Origin of the sequence: Aquisalimonas lutea, assembly GCF_030409225.1 — a bacterium.
Classification (GTDB): domain Bacteria; phylum Pseudomonadota; class Gammaproteobacteria; order Nitrococcales; family Aquisalimonadaceae; genus Aquisalimonas; species Aquisalimonas lutea.
In genome coordinates, this window is record NZ_JAUFPK010000006.1 from 159,404 (window position 1) to 176,471 (window position 17,068).

The window sequence follows — 17,068 nt, forward strand, 5'->3', positions numbered from 1 at the left end:
TCAGAACACGAAGTCGAGGGCGGCGCTGAACAGATTCACGGTTCCGCCGCGCCGGAAGCCGGCTTGCTCGTTGATCAGCACGCCGCGGGAGCCCTCGTCGAGATCGAGCCGGTCGTACTGGACCTTCAGCGCAAAGTTGCGCGCGAAGTCCCAGCGTGCGCCGACGGAAACGCTTTTCTGTTCCGCCGCGGAGCCCAGGAAGACGTTCAGCCGGGCATTGAGCTCCTGCGCCTGCGGGTTGTCCAGGCCGGGGTCCGAGGTGTCGCTGGTGGCCCGGGTACGCGCGATGGTGGCGTAGGGTGTGATCGCGCCGAACCGATATCCGGCGGAGACATACCAGCTGCGGCTGTCGCCGATGAAGGTGCGGCTCTCGGTCGCGGACCACTCGCCCATGACGAACCAGTCGCCCGGATCGTAGCGGGCCCCGACGCTGACGACCTCGAAGCGCTTGTCGTCGACGTCATAGCGGTCGGCGATGGCCTCCCCCTCGGCGCCGAACTGCCGGTACGCGTCGAACAGCGGGTTGAACGCGTCGATGGTCAGGCGGGAGCGGTTGTAGCTGGCAAACAGGCTGGTGGCGCCGCTCTCCAGGGTGTTCGCCACCGTGAGGCCGTTGCGGGCCTCCGTCTCGATATCCCCGTGTAGTTCCGCGTCCTTTTGGCCGTACCGGGCCTGCACGGTGTTGGTGAATCCCGCGATGCGGGAGCGATAGCTAAGCCCGATGCCGTCGGTGTTGGTCACCGGCACCGTGCGGTAGAGCTCCTGCGGCGGACGGATCCACGGGTTGGCGTAGCCCACCTTGCGGTGCTCGGAGACCATGAAGTTCGGCAGCACCATGCGCCCGGCGCGCAGGCTCAGGTCCGGCGTGACGTCGTACCTGAGGTTCGCCCACTCCACGGTTGGCCGGTAGGTCTCGTCGTAGCGCTGCTCGGCGATGACCTGCACGACCCCGGTCAGTTGCGGCGTGATCTCGCCGGTCAGCTGCAGGCCGAGCCGGCTGTCGACCTCGGGGCTCCAGTTGCGGGTGTAGCCGGCTCCGTCCGGGGCGAACAGGTCGGAGACGAAATCGGCCTGGTCCTCGTCCGAATGGACCACCCCCAGGGTGCCGAAGCCGTTGAACGACAGCTCCGGCGCGCCCTGCGCCGATGCGGCCGCCGCGTAAAGCAGTAGCGCGGCCGTTACCGCAATCCCCGGTTTCGATATCATGGGTGAATCCGTACGTGTCGATAACCGCACGTTAGCAGGCGCAGGAGAAGCTCCGGTGTGATGGTATCGGCGGATCGCCTTATCCGTTCGTTTTGTCGGCGCGCGAAACCCGCCGGCTGCGCAGGCGGTTGCGCTCCGACTGCCGAGCCTACGAAATTGCGTTATCGTCGCGGGATCCTGGCAAGGCGAGTAATGGAAGGAGGCAGCGAATGGCGTCCAATACTGTGCCGGAGACCATGGCGGCGATGGTGCTGACCGGCCACGGCGGCATCGACAAGCTGGAGTACCGCGAGGACTGGCCCACGCCGCAGCCGGGGCCGGGGGAGGTCCTCGTGAAGGTGACGGCCACCGCCAAGAACAACACCGACCGCAAGGCGCGGGAGGGCCTCTACCCGGTCAAGGACAAGGGCGACACGGTGTCGTTCCAGGTCGGCGGGACGGCGACGTTCACCTTCCCGCGCATCCAGGGCGCGGACGTGGCCGGTCGCGTGGCGGCCGTGGGCGAGGGCGTCGATCCGGCCCGGATCGGCGAGCGCGGCCTGCTGGATTTCAACCTCTATGCCGACCACCGCCGGGACATCAATCTCACGCCCGACTACTACGGCCACGGTGCCGATGGCGGCTTCGCGGAGTACATCGCCGTGCCGTCGGATCAGTTCCACGCCGTGGACAATCCCGGCCTGGCGGATGCCGAGCTCGCCGCCATGGGCATGTGCTCGTACCAGACGGGCCTGCACATGCTCAATGCCGCCGGCGTGACCAGCGGCGAGCGGGTGCTGGTGACAGGGGCCAGCGGCGGCGTGGGGACCGCCATGATCCAGCTCTGCCGGGTCATGGGCGCCATCCCCTACGCGCTCAGCCAGCGCGACAAGGCCGATGCGCTGCTGGAGCTGGGCGCCGAGGCGGTGCTGGATCGCTCGGACATGCAGGATTTCGCCGACAAGGTGCGGGCGGTCACCAACGACCAGCCCATCGACGCCGTGATGGACCTGGCCGGCGGCGACATGACCGACCGCTTCATCGACACCATGATCTTCGACATGAAGCGCCGCAGCACCTACCCGCGGCTGAGCATCGCCGGGGCCAGCGCGGGCAATGTCAGCGAGATCATGTGGACGCGCATCTACCTGTACCAGGTGCAGATCTTCGGCGTCTCCCACGGTACCCGGGAGGAGGCGGAGCAGCTCGTCGCCTGGATCCGCTCCGGGCAGTTGCGGCCGGTCCTGCACGCCGCCTTCCCGCTGTCCCGCCTGCACGAGGCCGAGCGGTACTTCGTCGAGAGGGGCAACAACTACCTGGGCAAGATCGTCATCGTGCCGGACGCCGAGTGGCAGGAGCACGGGGCACCGTTCGGCCTCCAGCAGGACGCGGAGTGACAAGGGCGTCGCGACCCCCGTGGCATGAGCGCTGGTTTGGTCCATGCTTGCAGGAGTCCTGCATGTGCGGAGGGAGGACCCGATGACGGACGCCACGGTGGTCAACGCGTTGTCGCAGGAGTCGTTTTTCGCCGGCCTGGATCCGGCGTACATCCGTTTCCTCGGTGAGCACGCACGGGAGCGTGCCTATCCGCGGGGGGAAGTGCTTTTCCGCGAAGGCGAGCGGGCATCCACGTTCTACCTGGTCCAGGGCGGCGAGGTGCTGGTGGAGATCCCGGCCATTGCCGGCCCGTCCCTGGAGCTCCAGCGCCTGCAGCAGGGACAGATCCTCGGGTGGTCGTGGATGATCGCGCCGTACCGGTGGACGTTCATGGCCCGTGCCGAGGCCGACGCAACGGTGCTGGAGTTCGACGGCGAGGCCATTCTCGCGCGCTGCGAAGACGATCCGGCATTCGGTTATGCGCTGCTCAAGCGCTTTACCGTGCTCATGACCGAGCGCCTGGAATCCGCCCGGCGCACGATGATGGACGAGTGGAATCCGCCCGGCTTCGCCTAGCGTCCTGTAAGCCGGACTCCGCGGGGCGCAACCCTCGGCTTGCGCCCCGCGGTCCGCCGATGACTACGTCTTCGGCCGCTCGTTGTCCGGGTCGTACAGCGCTCGGTAGCCCACCGCCTCGATGCGCACCGGGTAGTGCTCGTGGAAGTACTCCATGAGCAGCTGCCGGCCCTCCTCGGCGTAGCTCTGCGGCAGGTAGCCCAGGGCGATGGTCTTGCCCACGGACGGCCCGAAGGCGACGCTGGTGGTGTAGGAGCGCCTTCCCAGGTCGTCCACGAGGACGTTGCCGGTCTCCGGGTCGAGCAGAGGCCATTGCCCCACCGGGTAGCGGGCGGTTCCGCTGCTGTCGACGTTGTCCACCAGGGTCATGGTGCACAGGTACGCCGGCTGGACCGTGCGCTCCCGCTGGGCGAGGTAGGCCTCCTTGCCGTGGAAGTCCGCCGCCTTCACCTTGGGCCGCGCCAGGCCGGCCTCGCAGAGGTTGTACTCCGTGAGCAGGTCGACGTTCTGCAGGCGCAGGCTCTTCTCCAGGCGCCGGCTGTTGGCGTAGGTCTCGATGCCCACCGGCGTGACCCCCTGCACGAAGAGCAGGTCCCACAGGGACAGGCCGTAGCTGAAGGGTACGTGCAGCTCCCAGCCCTGCTCGCCGACGTAGGAGATGCGGAAGGCATAGACGGGCATGCCCTTGATGGTGATCTGCCGGGCCGTGGCGAACGGGAACTTGTCATCGTCCAGGCCCTCGGGGTGATCCGCCACCGACTGCAGCGTGGTCCGGGCATTGGGGCCCCACAGGCCCAGGCAGGCCAGGTGGTCCGTGCGGTCGTCGATGTACGCGTGCAGGCCCAGGTGCGAGGCCATGCGCTTCATCCAGACGTAGTCGCGATGGCCGGTATCGCCGCCGCACATCACCCGCCAGCGGTCCTCGGCCAGCCGGATGACGGTGAGATCCGCCTTGACACCGCCCTCGTGGTCCAGGAAGTGGGTGTAGACGCCCTTGTCGATGGGCGTGTTGCCGCCGACCTTGGCCACGCAGACGTACTCCATGAGGGCTTCGGCGTGGGGCCCGGAGACGTCGAAGATGGCGAAGTGGGAGAGGTTGATCATGCCCACGTTCTCGGACAGCGCCAGGTGCTCGGCGTTGGACACCCGCCAGAAGTGCCGGCCGTCCCACTCGTTGGCGCGCTCGGGGACGCGGTCGCCGTAATGCTCCAGCAGGTGCTCGTTGGCGGCATAGCCGTGGGCGCGCTCCCAGCCGGCGGCCTCCATGAAGTAGCCGCCCAGCTCCTGCTCCCGCGGCCAGAACGGGCTGCGGCGCAGGTTGCGGGCCATGGCGTAGGGCTCACGCGGATGGACCGGCGGATTGTAGATCTTGAACGCCGTCTCGTAGCAGCGATCATGGACGTAGCAAGGCGTGTTCTGGATCGGGTAGAAGCGCGCGACATCGATGCCGTGGTGGTCGATCTCGGTGCGGCCGTCGGTCAGCCAGTCGGCCAGGACCTTGCCGGCGCCGGGGCCGTCCTTCACCCAGATGGCCTCGCAGAACCACAGGCCTTCGGTCTGGGGCGACTCGCCGATGACCGAGCCGCCGTCGGCGGTGACCGACAGCAGGCCGTTGAACGAGCGCTTCTCGTCCAGCCCGAGCTCGCCGAGGATCGGTGTCAGCTCCATGGCCCGCTCCAGGGGCTCCATGATCTGCTCCACGTCCAGGTCGTGCTGGGAGGGGGACAGCCGCGCCTGCTCCTTCTCCAGGATGTCGCGCGGATGGATCAGGCGCGGGGCCTTCTCCTCGTAGTAGCCCCACTCGATGTAGCCGCCCTCGCTGGTAACCGGGTCGCCCGTGTCGCGCAGGTACGCGGAATTGCCCTGATCCCGCAGCAGCGGGTAGCCGATCTCGTAACCGGTGCCGTTGAACTCCTCGTAGGGGCCGAACCACAGCAGCGGGTGCTCCACCGGCATCATGGGCAGGTCCTGCTGGGCCATCTCGGCGATGAGCCGCCCCCAGATGCCGCAGCAAACGACCACGCGCGAGGTCTCGATGTACCCGCGGGGCGTCTCCACGCCGCAGATGCGGCCATTCTGGATATCGATGGCGGTGGCCGGGGTATTGGCGAACGCCTGCAGCCGGCCGGTGGCCTTGGCCTCTTCGACGAGCTCGCCGGCGACCTGCTGGGAGCGGGGAATCACCAGGCCCGCGTCCGGGTCCCACAGGGCGCCCTGGATCATTTCCTCGTTGAGCAGCGGCATGCGCTCCTTGGCCTCACCCGCGCTGATGAGCTGCGCGTTGGTGCCGAAGGCCTTGCCGGAGCCGACCTTGCGCTTGAGCTCTTCCATGCGCTCGTCGTCACCGACGCGGGCCACCTCCATGCCGCCGATGCGCTGGTAGTGGCCGCGCTTGTCGTAGAACTCGGCGCTGTAGGTGGTGGTGTAGCACGTCATGTGATCGTGCGAGGTCATGAAGCAGAAGTCGGAGGCGTGCGACGTGGAGCCGACGTCCGTCGGGATCATGGACTTGTCGATACCGACGATGCCGTCCCACCCCCGCTCGATCAGGTGATGGACCACGGAGGCACCGACGATTCCGCCCTGGCCGATCACGACGACGTTCGCGGTACTGGGAAACTTCGCCATTGCCTGATTCTCCCATTGGCACCAGCGGCGCCAATTCTCTGGTTTGGTTCACGTCATCGAGCGCTCGCGCAGACAAGCCGTCCGGGGCGGCAACGAATCCTGTCTCTGCGCTGCACACGGATGATTGTTACCAGTGGCGAGGCGGGCTACTGTTCTCTGAGCGCAGGCTACTGTTCAATGGCGGACATCGGCGCGACCCGGCGGCGTCGACGCGCCGGCACGGCGAATTCGGGAGCAAGACGCGGAGTGATGACGGCCGGGCAGGGGGCTACGATCCGGGGGTGCATGGAACCCGGATGCAGGAGACAGCGCAGATGATCATGTCCACGACACAACGGCAGCATGCGACCCTGGCGGACCCGCGGTGGCCGCTGCTGGCCGCCCGCAGTCCCGAGGCCGACGGCGCGTTCGTCTACGCCGTGGTGACCACCGGGGTCTACTGCCGCCCCACGTGCCCCTCCCGCCTGGCACGCCCGGAGAACATCCGCTTCTACGACACCGCCCGGGAGGCAGCGTCGGCCGGGTTTCGTCCCTGCCGACGCTGCCGTCCGGACGGGACCGGCAGGGCGGAGGAGCGCGCGGCCACTGTCGAGGCGCTGTGCCGCATCATCGAGACCGCCGAGCGGCAGCCGACGCTGGCGGAGCTGGCCGAGCGCGCCGGCTGGAGCCCGCACCACCTGCATCGGACCTTCAAGGCCGTTACCGGGTTGACGCCGCGCGCCTACGGTGCGGCTCACCGTGCCGGACGGGTGCAGCAGGCCCTGGTACGCAACGGTTCCGTGACCGAGGCGATGTACGAGGCGGGCTACAGCTCCAGCGGGCGGTTCTACGCCGAGTCGGACGGCATCCTCGGCATGACGCCGGGCCGGTACCGGGCCGGAGGCAGGGGCGTGGAGATCCGCTTCGCGGTGGGTGCGTGTTCCCTGGGAGCGATCCTGGTCGCCCGCACCGAGCGCGGGATCTGCGTCGTCAGCCTCGGGGACGATCCGGACAGGCTGGTGCGGGATCTCCAGGACCGGTTCCCGGCGGCGACCCTCGTCGGCGGCGATGCGGCGTTCGAGCAGGAGGTGGCGCAGGTGGTCGGCCTCGTCGAGGCTCCGGGAGTCGGCCTCGAACTGCCCCTGGACATCCGCGGGACGGCGTTCCAGCGCCGGGTGTGGGCCGCGCTCCAGGAGATTCCCCCCGGCGAGACGCGCAGCTATCGCCAGATCGCCGAGCATATCGGTTCGCCCGGCAGCGCCCGTGCCGTGGCCGGCGCCTGCGCGGCGAACCCGCTCGCCGTGGCGATACCGTGCCACCGCGTGGTTCGCAACGACGGCGGTTTGTCGGGCTACCGCTGGGGGGTGGAGCGCAAGCGCGCCCTGCTGGACCGGGAGGCGGCTGAATGACGTCGAGCGCCCGGGCCGCCGTGCGCTTCGGCCTGGCGTTGCCGGCCGGCTACCGCTACCCGGATGTCATGAGCTTTCATCGCCGCGACCCGGAACAAGCGGCCGAGCGTGTCGAGGGCGCGACCCTTGCCAAGGGCCTGGCCTGGCGCGGGCAGCCCGCCTGTCTCCATGTCTCGTTCGCCGAGGGGCGCGCTGCCGTCGAGGTCGATATCCTGGGTGCGTTCGAGCCGGGCGACGAGGAGCGCCTGCAAGGCCTGGCCCGGCGGATGCTCGGCCTGACGCAGCCCGTCGAGGCGTTCGAGCGCAGCCACGCAACGGATCCGTGGCTCGGCCCGCTGATCGCGGCCAATCCCGGCTTGCGCGTGGCGCAGACCGCCACGCCCTTCGAGGCGGTAACCTGGGCGATCATCGGCCAGCAGATCAGCGTCAGCGCGGCCACGTCCGTTCGGCGCCGGCTGATCCGGGCCGCCGGGATCGTCCATCCGGACGGCCTGTACTGCTATCCCGATGCCCGGCGGCTGGTCGCCATGGGCGAGCAGGCGCTGCGGGATGCCGGCCTGTCGCGGACCAAGGCGCGGACCATGCGCGTGCTCAGCGAAAGGATCGAGGCGGGCGAGCTGCCCCTGGAGCCCGGGAACGGGAGCCCCGACGTCGAAGACATTCGCGCCGGCCTGCAGGCCATTAGCGGCGTCGGGCCCTGGACCGTGAACTATGCCCTGATGCGCGGCTTCGGCTGGCTGGACGGCTCCATGGAGGGCGACCTGGGCGTGCGCCGCAACCTGCAGGCATTGCTGGGGCGTGATGACATGCCCGGTGAGCGTGAGACCCGGGACTGGCTGGCGCCGTTCAGCCCCTGGCGCGCACTGGTGGCCGCCCACTTGTGGGCGATGAAATCGTGACGGGTGCCGCCCGCAGCAGCGGGGCGGTACGATGCGCCGGAGCCTAACGGGAGAAGTGCGCCATGGCGGCGACCATGTCAGGGGATTCGGCGGGCTTCGTGGATCTGGTCAGCGACACTTCCACGCGGCCCTGCGAGGCGATGCGCCGGGCCATGGCCGTCGCCGAGGTCGGTGACGAGCAGCGGGGAGAGGATCCCAGCGTGAACGCGCTGTGCCGCCGGGTGGCGCAGCTTCTCGGCAAGGAGGACGCCCTGTTCCTGCCGTCGGGAACCATGTGCAACCAGATCGCCGTGCTGGTCCACTGCCGCCCCGGCGACGAGGTGATCGCCGCCGAGGCCAGCCACGTGATCACCTCGGAGGGGGCCGGGGCCGCGGTGCTCGCCGGTGCGTTCGTCCGCCCGGTGCCGTCGGACCGCGGTGTCTTCGGCGAAGCCGACCTGCGGGCGGCGGTCCGCAAGCGAGCGCCCAAGGCGCCGCGTTCCCGCCTGGTGACGGTGGAGCAGACCCACAACCAGGGCGGCGGCAGGGTGTGGCCTGTCGAAACCCTCGAGTTGGTGGCGGCCACCGCCCGGGAGCTGGGGCTGGCCCTGCACATGGATGGCGCCCGCCTCATGAATGCCGCCGTTGCCGCCGGTGTCGATGCCGGCACCTACGCCGGCCCGTTCGACACGGTCTGGCTGGACCTGTCCAAGGGCCTGGGGTGCCCGGTAGGCGGCGTGCTCGCCGGGGATGCGGGTTTCATCGCCGAGGCGTGGCTGTGGAAGCATCGGCTCGGCGGGGCCATGCGCCAGGCGGGGATACTGGCCGCGGCCGGGCTTTATGCGCTGGACCACAACGTCGAGCCCCTGGCCGACGATCATGCCAATGCCCGGTTTCTGGCCGACAGGGCCGAGGCCGTTGCGGGGGTGCGCGTCGACCCGTCGCCGGTGGAGACCAACCTGGTATTCCTGGACGTTTCGGGGACCGCGCAGGCCGCCGAGGCGATCGCCGCAAGGCTTCAGCAGCAGGGCATCCGCATGGGCGTGGAGGGGCCGCATCGCATGCGCGCCGTCACGCACCGCGACGTCACCCGGGCGGATTGCCTGCGTGCTGCGGATGCACTGGCCGCTGCGGTTGCCCGGGGATAGACGAATCCGCGGCGTTGTGGCTCATTATTGGTTTAAGGAGAAGATCATGACCGGTGAGCTGATTCTTCATACGAACCCGCAATCCCGCGGCCGCATTGCGCGCTGGATGCTCGAGGAGATCGGGGCTTCGTACCGGACGGAAGTGGTGGACTACGGTGCCACCATGAAGTCCCCGGACTACCTGGCCATCAATCCCATGGGCAAGGTGCCGTCCCTGCGTCACGGCGATCACGTCGTCACGGAATGTGCCGCCATCTGTGCGTATCTGGCGGACACCTTCCCGGAGGCCGGCCTGGGGCCGAGGCCGGAGGAGCGGGCGAACTACTACCGCTGGCTGTTCTTCGTCGCCGGCCCGTTGGAGGCCGCGGTCACCGACTCCGTGGTGCTGGGTGTCGAGCCGGACGCGGAGAAGCAGCGCATGGTGGGCTACGGTACCTATGCCACGGTCATGGAGACCCTTGCCGGGTGGTTCCGGACGCATGCCCATGCTGCCGGCGACCGCTTCACCGCGGCGGACGTCTACGTCGGCGCGCACATCGCCTGGGGCCTGGAGTTCGGCAGCATCGAGCCGCGCCCGGAGTTCGAGGCGTACGCGCTGCGCATCCGCGAGCGGGAGGCACTGCAACGCGCGACGGAGCTGGATGATCAGCTTGCCGCCGGCACGACGGCGCCCTGAACCCTGTCTCCGCCCGCAGGCGTGCCCGGCCTGCGCGGCTGCGCATCCCCGGCCCGGGGATGCAGCGCCTGGTGCGTCCCATGCGGCCATTGGCCGCGCCGGATCGCCCGGTACGCGCCTCCCGGGCTCCGGTGCCGGCTTTGTCGTTGGGCTATCGCGAGTCGACGAGATGGCAGGCGCTGTCCTCGATGGGCGGGAAGGCCACATCGGTGGGGATGCGCTCCAGCACCTCGAAGTAGTCCCACGGTCCTTCCGAATCCCGGGCGTTCTTGACCTGCACCAGGTAGACCGGGTGCTCGTGCAGGCCGTTCGGGCGGACGCGGCTGCCGAGGCCGAAGAAGTCGTCCACCGGCATGCTGTGGAGCTGTTCGGCGACCTGCTCCGCGTCGGTGGAGCCGACGGCCTCCACGGCCTTCAGGTACTGCAGGGTCGCCGAGTACACGCCCGCGTGGATCATGGAGGGGACCGTTCCCGTGCGCCTGCGGAATCGCTCGGCGAAAGCCCGGGCCTCCGGGTTGCCGTCCCAGTAGAACGTGGTCACCAGCTGCAACCCGCCCGTGATGTAGAGCCCCATCTGCTTGATGTCCGTGATGAACAGCAGCATCGCGGCCAGCTGTTGATCGACCCCGGAGCCGCCGAGCTCGTGCAGCTGGCGAATGGCCTTGATGGTGTCCTTGCCGCCGCTGGCCAGGCCGATTACGTCGGCGCCGGAGGCCTGGGCGTCCAGCACCTGGACGCTCAGGTCGGTGGCGTCGAACGAGTACGTGCTGTGGCCGAGCCTCTCGCCCCCATTGGCCTCGATCACCTCGGTCGCCGCGCGCTCGAGGCTGTGGCCGAAGGCGTAGTCCGCGGTGAGGAAGTACCAGGATTCACCACCGCTTCGCGTGATGGCGCCGGCGACACCCTGAGCCAGCGCGTCGACGTTGAACGCCCAGTTGAACCCCAGTCGCGTGCATTGTTCGCCGGTGAGCTCGGTGGCGCCGGCGCCGGCGGCCATGGTGATGACGCCCCGCTCCGACGCATAATCCTGGACCGCCAGCGCCACGTGGGAGCGGACCAGGTCGGTGAGCAGCGTGACGCCCTTTTCCTCGATCAGCTCCTCCGCGTGCTCGACGGCGAGCTCGGCGTCGAGCTGGTGATCCCGCAGGTAGAGCTCGATGTCGCGGCCCAGCACTTCGCCGCCGAAATCGTCGACGGCCAGCTCGGCGGCGACACGGCTCCCCTGTCCCGCGTACAGCCCGGACATCTCGGTGATGAGCCCGATCCCGATCTCGTCCGCTTCTGCATGCGATACAAGCAGCAATGAGCCCAGGAGCACGTGAAGCGTGCGCTTGATCCGTGGCATGGTTGTTCTCCTCCAGAAGGATTCTTGTTCTTGCGTGACTGGTTGTTCAGTGGCGACGCGCGGGCCAGCGTCTTACCCCTGATCATCGTTGGCCGACCGTCGTTAGCACGCTTCCACAAGATGCCGGCGAATAGCGTGAGAGAGTTCACACGATTCGTGCCGAATCTGATCGCCCGCCTCGGATTGCATAGTAACGGCCGGGGCAAGCCTTCGCTCCGCGGCGGCGCTCGGAGACTCCGCTGTCCGGCGGGGTGGTGCCCGCGGCGCTACGCCTGACGGCGCTGCCGGTCGGTGAGCAGCACCGCCGCGAGGTTAGCGACGCCGGGCCAGGCAAAGGTCGTACTGACCACCAGGAGGCCCGCGGTGGTCTCCTTGGCGGCGAGCACGGCATAGGTGATGGCGAACACGGCGGGCGGCAGGAGTACCCCGAGCAAGGAGAACGTGAGAAGAATGCGGTTGCCGAATGAGCCGCTGCCGTGAGCCGCGATAGTGCGAATGGTTCCTGCCGCGCCGAGGACGAAGGCGACCACGGGTACGGGCCCTGCCGCCATGGTCCATGCGGTGGTGCGGGCCGCGGTGCCGCCGTCCAGATTGCCGGCGAGGAGCGTTCCGAGACCCAGTGCCAACCAGACAGCGGCGAACAGAATGGAATCGCGTCGATAGCGTACCCAGGTCGTGTGCACTGCCATGTCTTGCTTCCGTCTCTGGCGGTTCCCGGAGAGCGTTCGCATCGATTCGGCCGGATATTCATCGTAGAGGAAGCCGGGCATGAAAAGTAGCCGGATCACGATCTCTCTGGTACAAACGTTCCCGGCCCCGACTTCCATGGCTTCACGCCTGCGTTGCGCCGCATGGGATGGTATCAGGAATGGACATGTATCTTGTGGAATCGGATGAGCAGATCGCGGCCTGCTATCCCGTCATGAGGGAATTGCGCCCGCACGTCCCGGAGGCGGACTTCGTCGCCCGGGTACGGGCGCAGGAGCGGGCCGGATACCGCCTGGTGTGCGCGGCGGAAGCGTCCGTCCCGGTGGCGGTCGCCGGCTTCCGCATCGCGGAGAACCTCGCCTGGGGCCGGTTCCTGTACGTGGATGACCTGGTGGCGCTGCCCGCGAACCGGTCGCGCGGACACGGCGCCGCGCTGCTTGCCTGGCTGGCCCGGTTTGCCGTGGATCACGGCTGTGCCCAGCTTCATCTGGACTCCGGTGTCCAGCGCGAGGACGCCCATCGTTTCTACAAGCGCGAGGGCATGGCCCTGTCCAGCTACCATTTCAGCATGCCCGTCGGCCGGGCGGGGGAGAGCTGATGCGTGCGGCAAAGAGGACGGTACGATGACGGACCCGGAGACGATCCTGGAGTACTGGTTCGGGGATGCGCCGGACGACGGCACGGTGGCGGCGCAGCGGGGCGCGCTGTGGTGGTCGAAGAGCGACGCCGTCGACGAAGACATCCGGGCGCGTTTCGAGACCACCGTCCAGGCGGCGGGCCGGGACGAGCTGGATGACTGGGCCGCCACGGCACGGGGGCGGCTTGCCCTGATCATCCTCACGGATCAGTTCCCCCGCAACATGTACCGCGGGACGCCCGCGGCGTTCGCCTTCGACGCCAAGGCGAGGGCCCTGTGCCTGGAGGGACTGGCGGCCGGCCAGGACCGCGAGCTGCGGCCCATCCAGCGCGTGTTCTGGTACATGCCGCTGGAGCATTCCGAGGACCTGGCGCACCAGGACCGCAGCGTAGCGCTGTTTCGGGAGCTGCGCGACGAGGTGGGCGCGCAGCTGCGCGAGACCTTCCAGGTCAACCTGGATTTCGCGGTGCGCCATCAGGAGATCATTCAGCGCTTCGGCCGGTTCCCCCACCGCAACGCCATTCTCGGGCGCACCTCGACACCGGAGGAGCTGGCCTTCCTGGAGGAGCCGGGTTCGTCGTTCTGAGACGGGCCGCCGCTACAGGCGTTGCAGGGGGGCCACGAGCTCGGCGAGGAAATGGGGAAGGACCGCCGGCTCCAGGCCCGCGAGAAAGATCACGCCCCAGGCCGCGCCGCCGAGATGGGCGCTGTGGTTGATGCGGCCCCCGCCCTGGTGCTCCGCCCAGAGGGAATAGCCCACGTACGCCGCGGCGAAGACGATGGCCGGCACGGGCACCACGAAGACCACCAGCATGGCCCACGGCTGGATCAGGATGTAGGCGAACAGCACGGCGGCCACGGCGCCGGATGCGCCGAGGCTCAGGAAGCGGGGGTTGTCGCGGTGGCGGAACTGGCTGGGCAGCGCGGCCAGGACGATGCCCGCGAGATAGAAGAGAACGAAGCCGGCGGCGCCGATGCGCGGTATCAGCACCTGCTCCATGATCCGGCCGAAGAAGAACAGCGTGATCATGTTGAACACCAGGTGCCCGGCGTCGGCATGGATGAAGCCGTGGCTGAGCAGCCGCCACCATTCCCCTCTCCGCACTCCGGGCGGCCAGTGGACGAGCTTCTCCAGGACACGGCTGTCCCGCCATGCGTACACGGAGATCGCCGCCGTCACCAGGATCAGCGCCAGCGTTACGGTCATTGCGGTCGTCCTCCCTGCGTGCCGCGGCGGTCCCGGGCGTCGGCGGTGATTATGCAGTGCCGGCGCCGGGACCGATAGCCTGCCCCCTCAAGTTTCCGCGGGCGAGGCCGTTACACGGAGAGAATCGCCGCACCACCGGGAAGGGGCCACACCCCCGGCTCGTCGGGGTGACCGGCTCACACCGTGGAACAGAATCACAATGCAAGGAGTCGTGCCGTGGGCCTTCATCTCTCTTGGAAGCATACCTTCTGGCTTCTGATCGCCGCGACGTTCATCGGCCTGGTGCTGGTGGCCCTGTCGGCGCTGCGCGGGCTCGATCAGGTGTCGAGCTCGTATGCCGCGCGCAGCGAGGCAACGGCGTATCAGAGCTCGTCGCGGTCATTGTTCGCCGAGTGGCTCAAGGCGGAGAACCAGAGCGCCGGGCTGGAAGCGGACGGGGTCGAAGCCTACGAGGAACAGCTGGCCAGTCTGCGGCAGCAGGCCGAGCGCCTGGTCGAGCGCGGGCAGGCGCTGGACGATACCTCGGTGGAGGAATCCGCGCAGGCGATCCGCGCGCAGGTGGCGAACTACGTGGAGCTTCGCCGCGAGTGGCTCGGCAAGCGGCAGGAGCTGGGCCTGGATTCGTCCAGCGGGCTGCGCGCGCGCCTGTCCGAGGTGACCTCGGAGGGGTTGCGCGAAATCAACGTCACCATGATGGCGGAGGATGTCGAGACCGCGATCAACCGCCACCGGGAATACATGTCGAACTTCGATCCGGAGGCAGCCGAGGCGACGTTCCAGGCGATCGAGAACATGAGCGCGGCCGTGGACGAGATGGACTGGGGCGACAGCTTCATCGGTCAGGCCGTCCAGCAGTTCGCCGACGCGTTCAACGCCGCTCACGGCCTCGCACAGGAGATCGATGCCATCGAGGGCCGGCTCGATACCCTGGGCAGTGAGCTGGAGACGGCCATCGAGGCGCAGAACGAATCCCTGCGCACGGGACTGATCGCGCAGACCACGCAGGCCGCCGATGATGCGCGCCAGGAATCCGCCTGGCTCGTAATCGGCGTCTCGGCCGCCGTGATGCTGTTCCTGGTGATCACGCTCACCCGCGCCTCGGGGACCCTGGTCCGGCGCCTGAACGAGGTGGTGCGCCTGCTCACGGAGGTAGCCGCGGGGGATCTCAGCGACAAGCTGCGGCTGAGCCGCAATCGCCGGGACGAGTTCAACCGCCTGGGCGAGGCCTCCAACCGCATGATCGACGATGTCGCCGCGGTGATTCAGCAGGTGGTGGACGGTACCCGGGACCTCAATGCCCTGCAGGAGCAGCTGCGCCAGCACATGAGCGAGCTGGGCGAGAACAGCCGCCAGGTGGAGGAGCAAACGGAGCAGGCGGCCGCGGCCGCGCAGGAGATCTCGCAGACGGCCAACGAGATCGTCAGCCGCACCACCACGGTGAACAACGCCGCCAAGGAGGCCAACGAGTCGGCCCAGTCCGGCTCCCGGGTCATCTCCACCAGCGTGGAGACCATGCGGGATCTCTCCGGGCAGATCGAGCAGACCCACAAGCAGGTGGAATCGCTCAACCAGGTGGGCTCCAAGGTCAACAACATCGTCGACGTGATCAACGGGCTGGCCGAGCAGACCAACCTCCTCGCCCTGAACGCGGCCATCGAGGCCGCTCGGGCCGGCGAGGCGGGGCGGGGCTTCTCCGTGGTGGCCGACGAGGTCCGCTCCCTGGCCGAGAAGACGGTCTCCGCGACCAGCGATATCGGCGGTATCGTCGAGTCGCTGAACAAGGAAACCCGGGAGATCGCCTCGCTCATGGAGGCGGGCCGTGCCAAGGCCTCCGAGAGCGAGAAGAATGCCGGTGAGGTGGCCGCCGCCATGGAGCAGATCACCCAGTCCATCGAGACGGTGGCCGGCGACATGGATCAGGTCACCACGTCCATCGAGGGGATTTCCTCGACCACCGAGGAGATCGCCCAGAAGATCGAGCAGATCAACGTCTATACCCGCCAGACAAAGAGCGTGCGCGAGACCCTGGGCGAGAGCAGCGAGCAGCTGTCCGAGCAGGCGCGGACGCTGGCCCGTACCACGGAGCGCTTCCGCCTGGGCTAAGCGGCTGTCGCAGTGCTGCTGCTCCGGATGACCCACCATCGGACCGGAGATCCGTTCCGGCGCCGTGTACGGAAGGCGGGATGCACCCCGGCGGCGGGGTGCATCCCGCGCCCCGTCACGGGCGACAGATGAAGTAGTCGTTCTGGATGTCGTGCTCCAGCTGATGCACCTCCACGCGGCTGAAACCGGCCGCCTGCATGTACTCCAGCGCCTTCTCCCGGCCCCACATGGTGCCCAGCCCCTCGCCGCCCTGGGCCAGGGAGACCGTCATGCAGTGGGTCACGGACACGGCGTACAGGAACGCACCCATGGGGTGGTCGACGTTCTCGTGGTGGGCGCTCGCTGCGTGGATGTCCTGGGCCAGGTAGATGCCGTCGTCGGCCAGCGAGCGGCGGATGCCGGTGAGCACGGCCAGGGGCTTCGCCTGATCATGGATGGCGTCGAACGTGGTGATCAGGTCGAATCGCCCGGGCGCGGCGGTCCTGTCGAAGTCACTCAGGTCCCGGACCTGGAAGCGCACGTTCCCCAGGCCCTTGTCCGCGGCTCGACGGGTGGCCCAGTCGACGGCCTCGTGCGAGAGGTCGTACCCCGTGAAGTCGCTGGCGGGATAGCGCTCCGCCATCATCATCAGGGCAAGACCGCGGCCGCAGCCCGCGTCAAGCACGCGGATGCCGGATTCCAGGCGGTCCGGCAGCTCCGGGGCGAGGGGCAGGATGTGGTCGAGCAGGGCGCTGAGCACCGTCTGCCCGCTGTCTTCGGCCATGATCTCGTGGAAGCGCGGGTAACGGTCGTAGGGCACGCCGCCGCCGTCCCGGAAGCAACGCAGGAGCTCGTCCTCCACCTGGCCCGCCATGGGCAGAAACTGGGCGTAGACGGCCAGGTTGGCTGCGCCGTTGTCCGTAATCAGGGCCGCGTGCTCCGGCGGTAGCTCGTACGTGCCGCGGCCGGGATCCATGATCACCACGCGGGCCGCCACCATGGCACCCAGCCATTCCCTTACGTAACGCTCCTGGAGCCCGGTGCGGTGGGCGAGCTCGGTGGTGGAGACCGGCGGCGCGCCGTCCATTGCCGCCAGCAACCCGGTCCTGTGACCGATGGAGAGCATCAGCAGCATGCCCGATTCATTCAGGGCATGGACGAGGCGTTCCTCGAAGGCGTCGACCGCGGTCGGGTCGATATTGCGAACGGCAGTTGCACTGGACATGGGTCACC

General features: G+C 68.5%; 15 protein-coding genes. 9 read left to right on the forward strand and 6 right to left on the reverse strand.

Features of this window, described 5'->3' with window-relative positions; all coding sequences use genetic code 11:
• Positions 1–1,206, reverse strand: coding sequence for a porin (locus QWY84_RS17575; RefSeq protein ID WP_290204212.1), 1,206 nt, complete (start codon positions 1,204–1,206; stop codon positions 1–3).
• 209 nt (positions 1,207–1,415) lie between these two features.
• Between QWY84_RS17575 and QWY84_RS17580 the strand changes: the two genes are divergently transcribed.
• Both QWY84_RS17580 and QWY84_RS17585 read left to right on the forward strand, forming a co-directional pair.
• The gene (locus tag QWY84_RS17580) at positions 1,416–2,582 is read left to right on the forward strand and encodes a zinc-binding dehydrogenase (RefSeq protein WP_290204213.1); all 1,167 of its coding nucleotides are present in this window, start codon (positions 1,416–1,418) and stop codon (positions 2,580–2,582) included.
• An 82-nt stretch (positions 2,583–2,664) separates the two neighbouring features.
• Positions 2,665–3,138 (forward strand): Crp/Fnr family transcriptional regulator, encoded by a 474-nt coding sequence (locus QWY84_RS17585; protein WP_290204214.1) that lies wholly within the window; start codon positions 2,665–2,667, stop codon positions 3,136–3,138.
• 63 nt (positions 3,139–3,201) lie between these two features.
• Here QWY84_RS17585 and QWY84_RS17590 read toward each other — a convergent pair whose 3' ends face one another.
• A complete protein-coding gene (locus QWY84_RS17590; RefSeq protein WP_290204215.1) occupies positions 3,202–5,766 on the reverse strand; it encodes a GcvT family protein in 2,565 nt (854 codons plus the stop codon).
• Positions 5,767–6,086: 320 nt separating this feature from the next.
• Here QWY84_RS17590 and ada point away from each other — a divergent pair, with 320 nt between their 5' ends.
• From ada to QWY84_RS17610, 4 genes are all read left to right on the forward strand, one after another.
• A complete protein-coding gene (gene ada, locus QWY84_RS17595) occupies positions 6,087–7,154 on the forward strand; it encodes a bifunctional DNA-binding transcriptional regulator/O6-methylguanine-DNA methyltransferase Ada (RefSeq protein ID WP_290204216.1) in 1,068 nt (355 codons plus the stop codon).
• Positions 7,151–8,053 carry a DNA-3-methyladenine glycosylase family protein gene (locus QWY84_RS17600; protein WP_290204217.1) on the forward strand — a complete coding sequence of 301 codons (903 nt, stop codon included), beginning with the start codon at positions 7,151–7,153 and terminating at the stop codon, positions 8,051–8,053. The genes ada and QWY84_RS17600 overlap by 4 nt, the downstream gene beginning before the upstream one ends.
• Before the next feature lie 62 nt (positions 8,054–8,115).
• Positions 8,116–9,180, forward strand: coding sequence for a threonine aldolase family protein (locus QWY84_RS17605; protein WP_290204218.1), 1,065 nt, complete (start codon positions 8,116–8,118; stop codon positions 9,178–9,180).
• Positions 9,181–9,226: 46 nt separating this feature from the next.
• Positions 9,227–9,856 (forward strand): glutathione S-transferase family protein, encoded by a 630-nt coding sequence (locus QWY84_RS17610; protein WP_290204219.1) that lies wholly within the window; start codon positions 9,227–9,229, stop codon positions 9,854–9,856.
• Between the two features lie 151 nt (positions 9,857–10,007).
• On the opposite strand, the gene QWY84_RS17615 is transcribed toward QWY84_RS17610, so the two are convergent.
• Complete coding sequence (locus QWY84_RS17615; RefSeq protein ID WP_290204220.1) at positions 10,008–11,201, reverse strand: ABC transporter substrate-binding protein; 1,194 nt, start codon at positions 11,199–11,201, stop codon at positions 10,008–10,010.
• Positions 11,202–11,467: 266 nt separating this feature from the next.
• Positions 11,468–11,890: a hypothetical protein gene (locus tag QWY84_RS17620; RefSeq protein WP_290204221.1), complete on the reverse strand. Its 423-nt coding sequence runs from the start codon at positions 11,888–11,890 to the stop codon at positions 11,468–11,470.
• A gap of 179 nt (positions 11,891–12,069) precedes the next feature.
• Between QWY84_RS17620 and QWY84_RS17625 the strand changes: the two genes are divergently transcribed.
• Both QWY84_RS17625 and QWY84_RS17630 read left to right on the forward strand, forming a co-directional pair.
• Positions 12,070–12,507: a GNAT family N-acetyltransferase gene (locus QWY84_RS17625; RefSeq protein WP_290204222.1), complete on the forward strand. Its 438-nt coding sequence runs from the start codon at positions 12,070–12,072 to the stop codon at positions 12,505–12,507.
• 25 nt (positions 12,508–12,532) lie between these two features.
• Complete coding sequence (locus QWY84_RS17630) at positions 12,533–13,132, forward strand: DUF924 family protein (protein ID WP_290204223.1); 600 nt, start codon at positions 12,533–12,535, stop codon at positions 13,130–13,132.
• A gap of 12 nt (positions 13,133–13,144) precedes the next feature.
• Here the strand turns inward: QWY84_RS17630 and QWY84_RS17635 are convergent, their stop codons facing one another.
• Positions 13,145–13,753, reverse strand: a complete 609-nt coding sequence (locus QWY84_RS17635) for a rhomboid family intramembrane serine protease (protein WP_290204224.1) — start codon at positions 13,751–13,753, stop codon at positions 13,145–13,147.
• Positions 13,754–13,969: 216 nt separating this feature from the next.
• On the opposite strand from QWY84_RS17635, the gene QWY84_RS17640 reads away from it, so the two are divergent.
• Positions 13,970–15,856 (forward strand): methyl-accepting chemotaxis protein, encoded by a 1,887-nt coding sequence (locus tag QWY84_RS17640; protein WP_290204225.1) that lies wholly within the window; start codon positions 13,970–13,972, stop codon positions 15,854–15,856.
• Between the two features lie 115 nt (positions 15,857–15,971).
• On the opposite strand, the gene QWY84_RS17645 is transcribed toward QWY84_RS17640, so the two are convergent.
• Complete coding sequence (locus tag QWY84_RS17645) at positions 15,972–17,060, reverse strand: class I SAM-dependent methyltransferase (protein WP_290204226.1); 1,089 nt, start codon at positions 17,058–17,060, stop codon at positions 15,972–15,974.
• Positions 17,061–17,068: the final 8 nt, after the last annotated feature.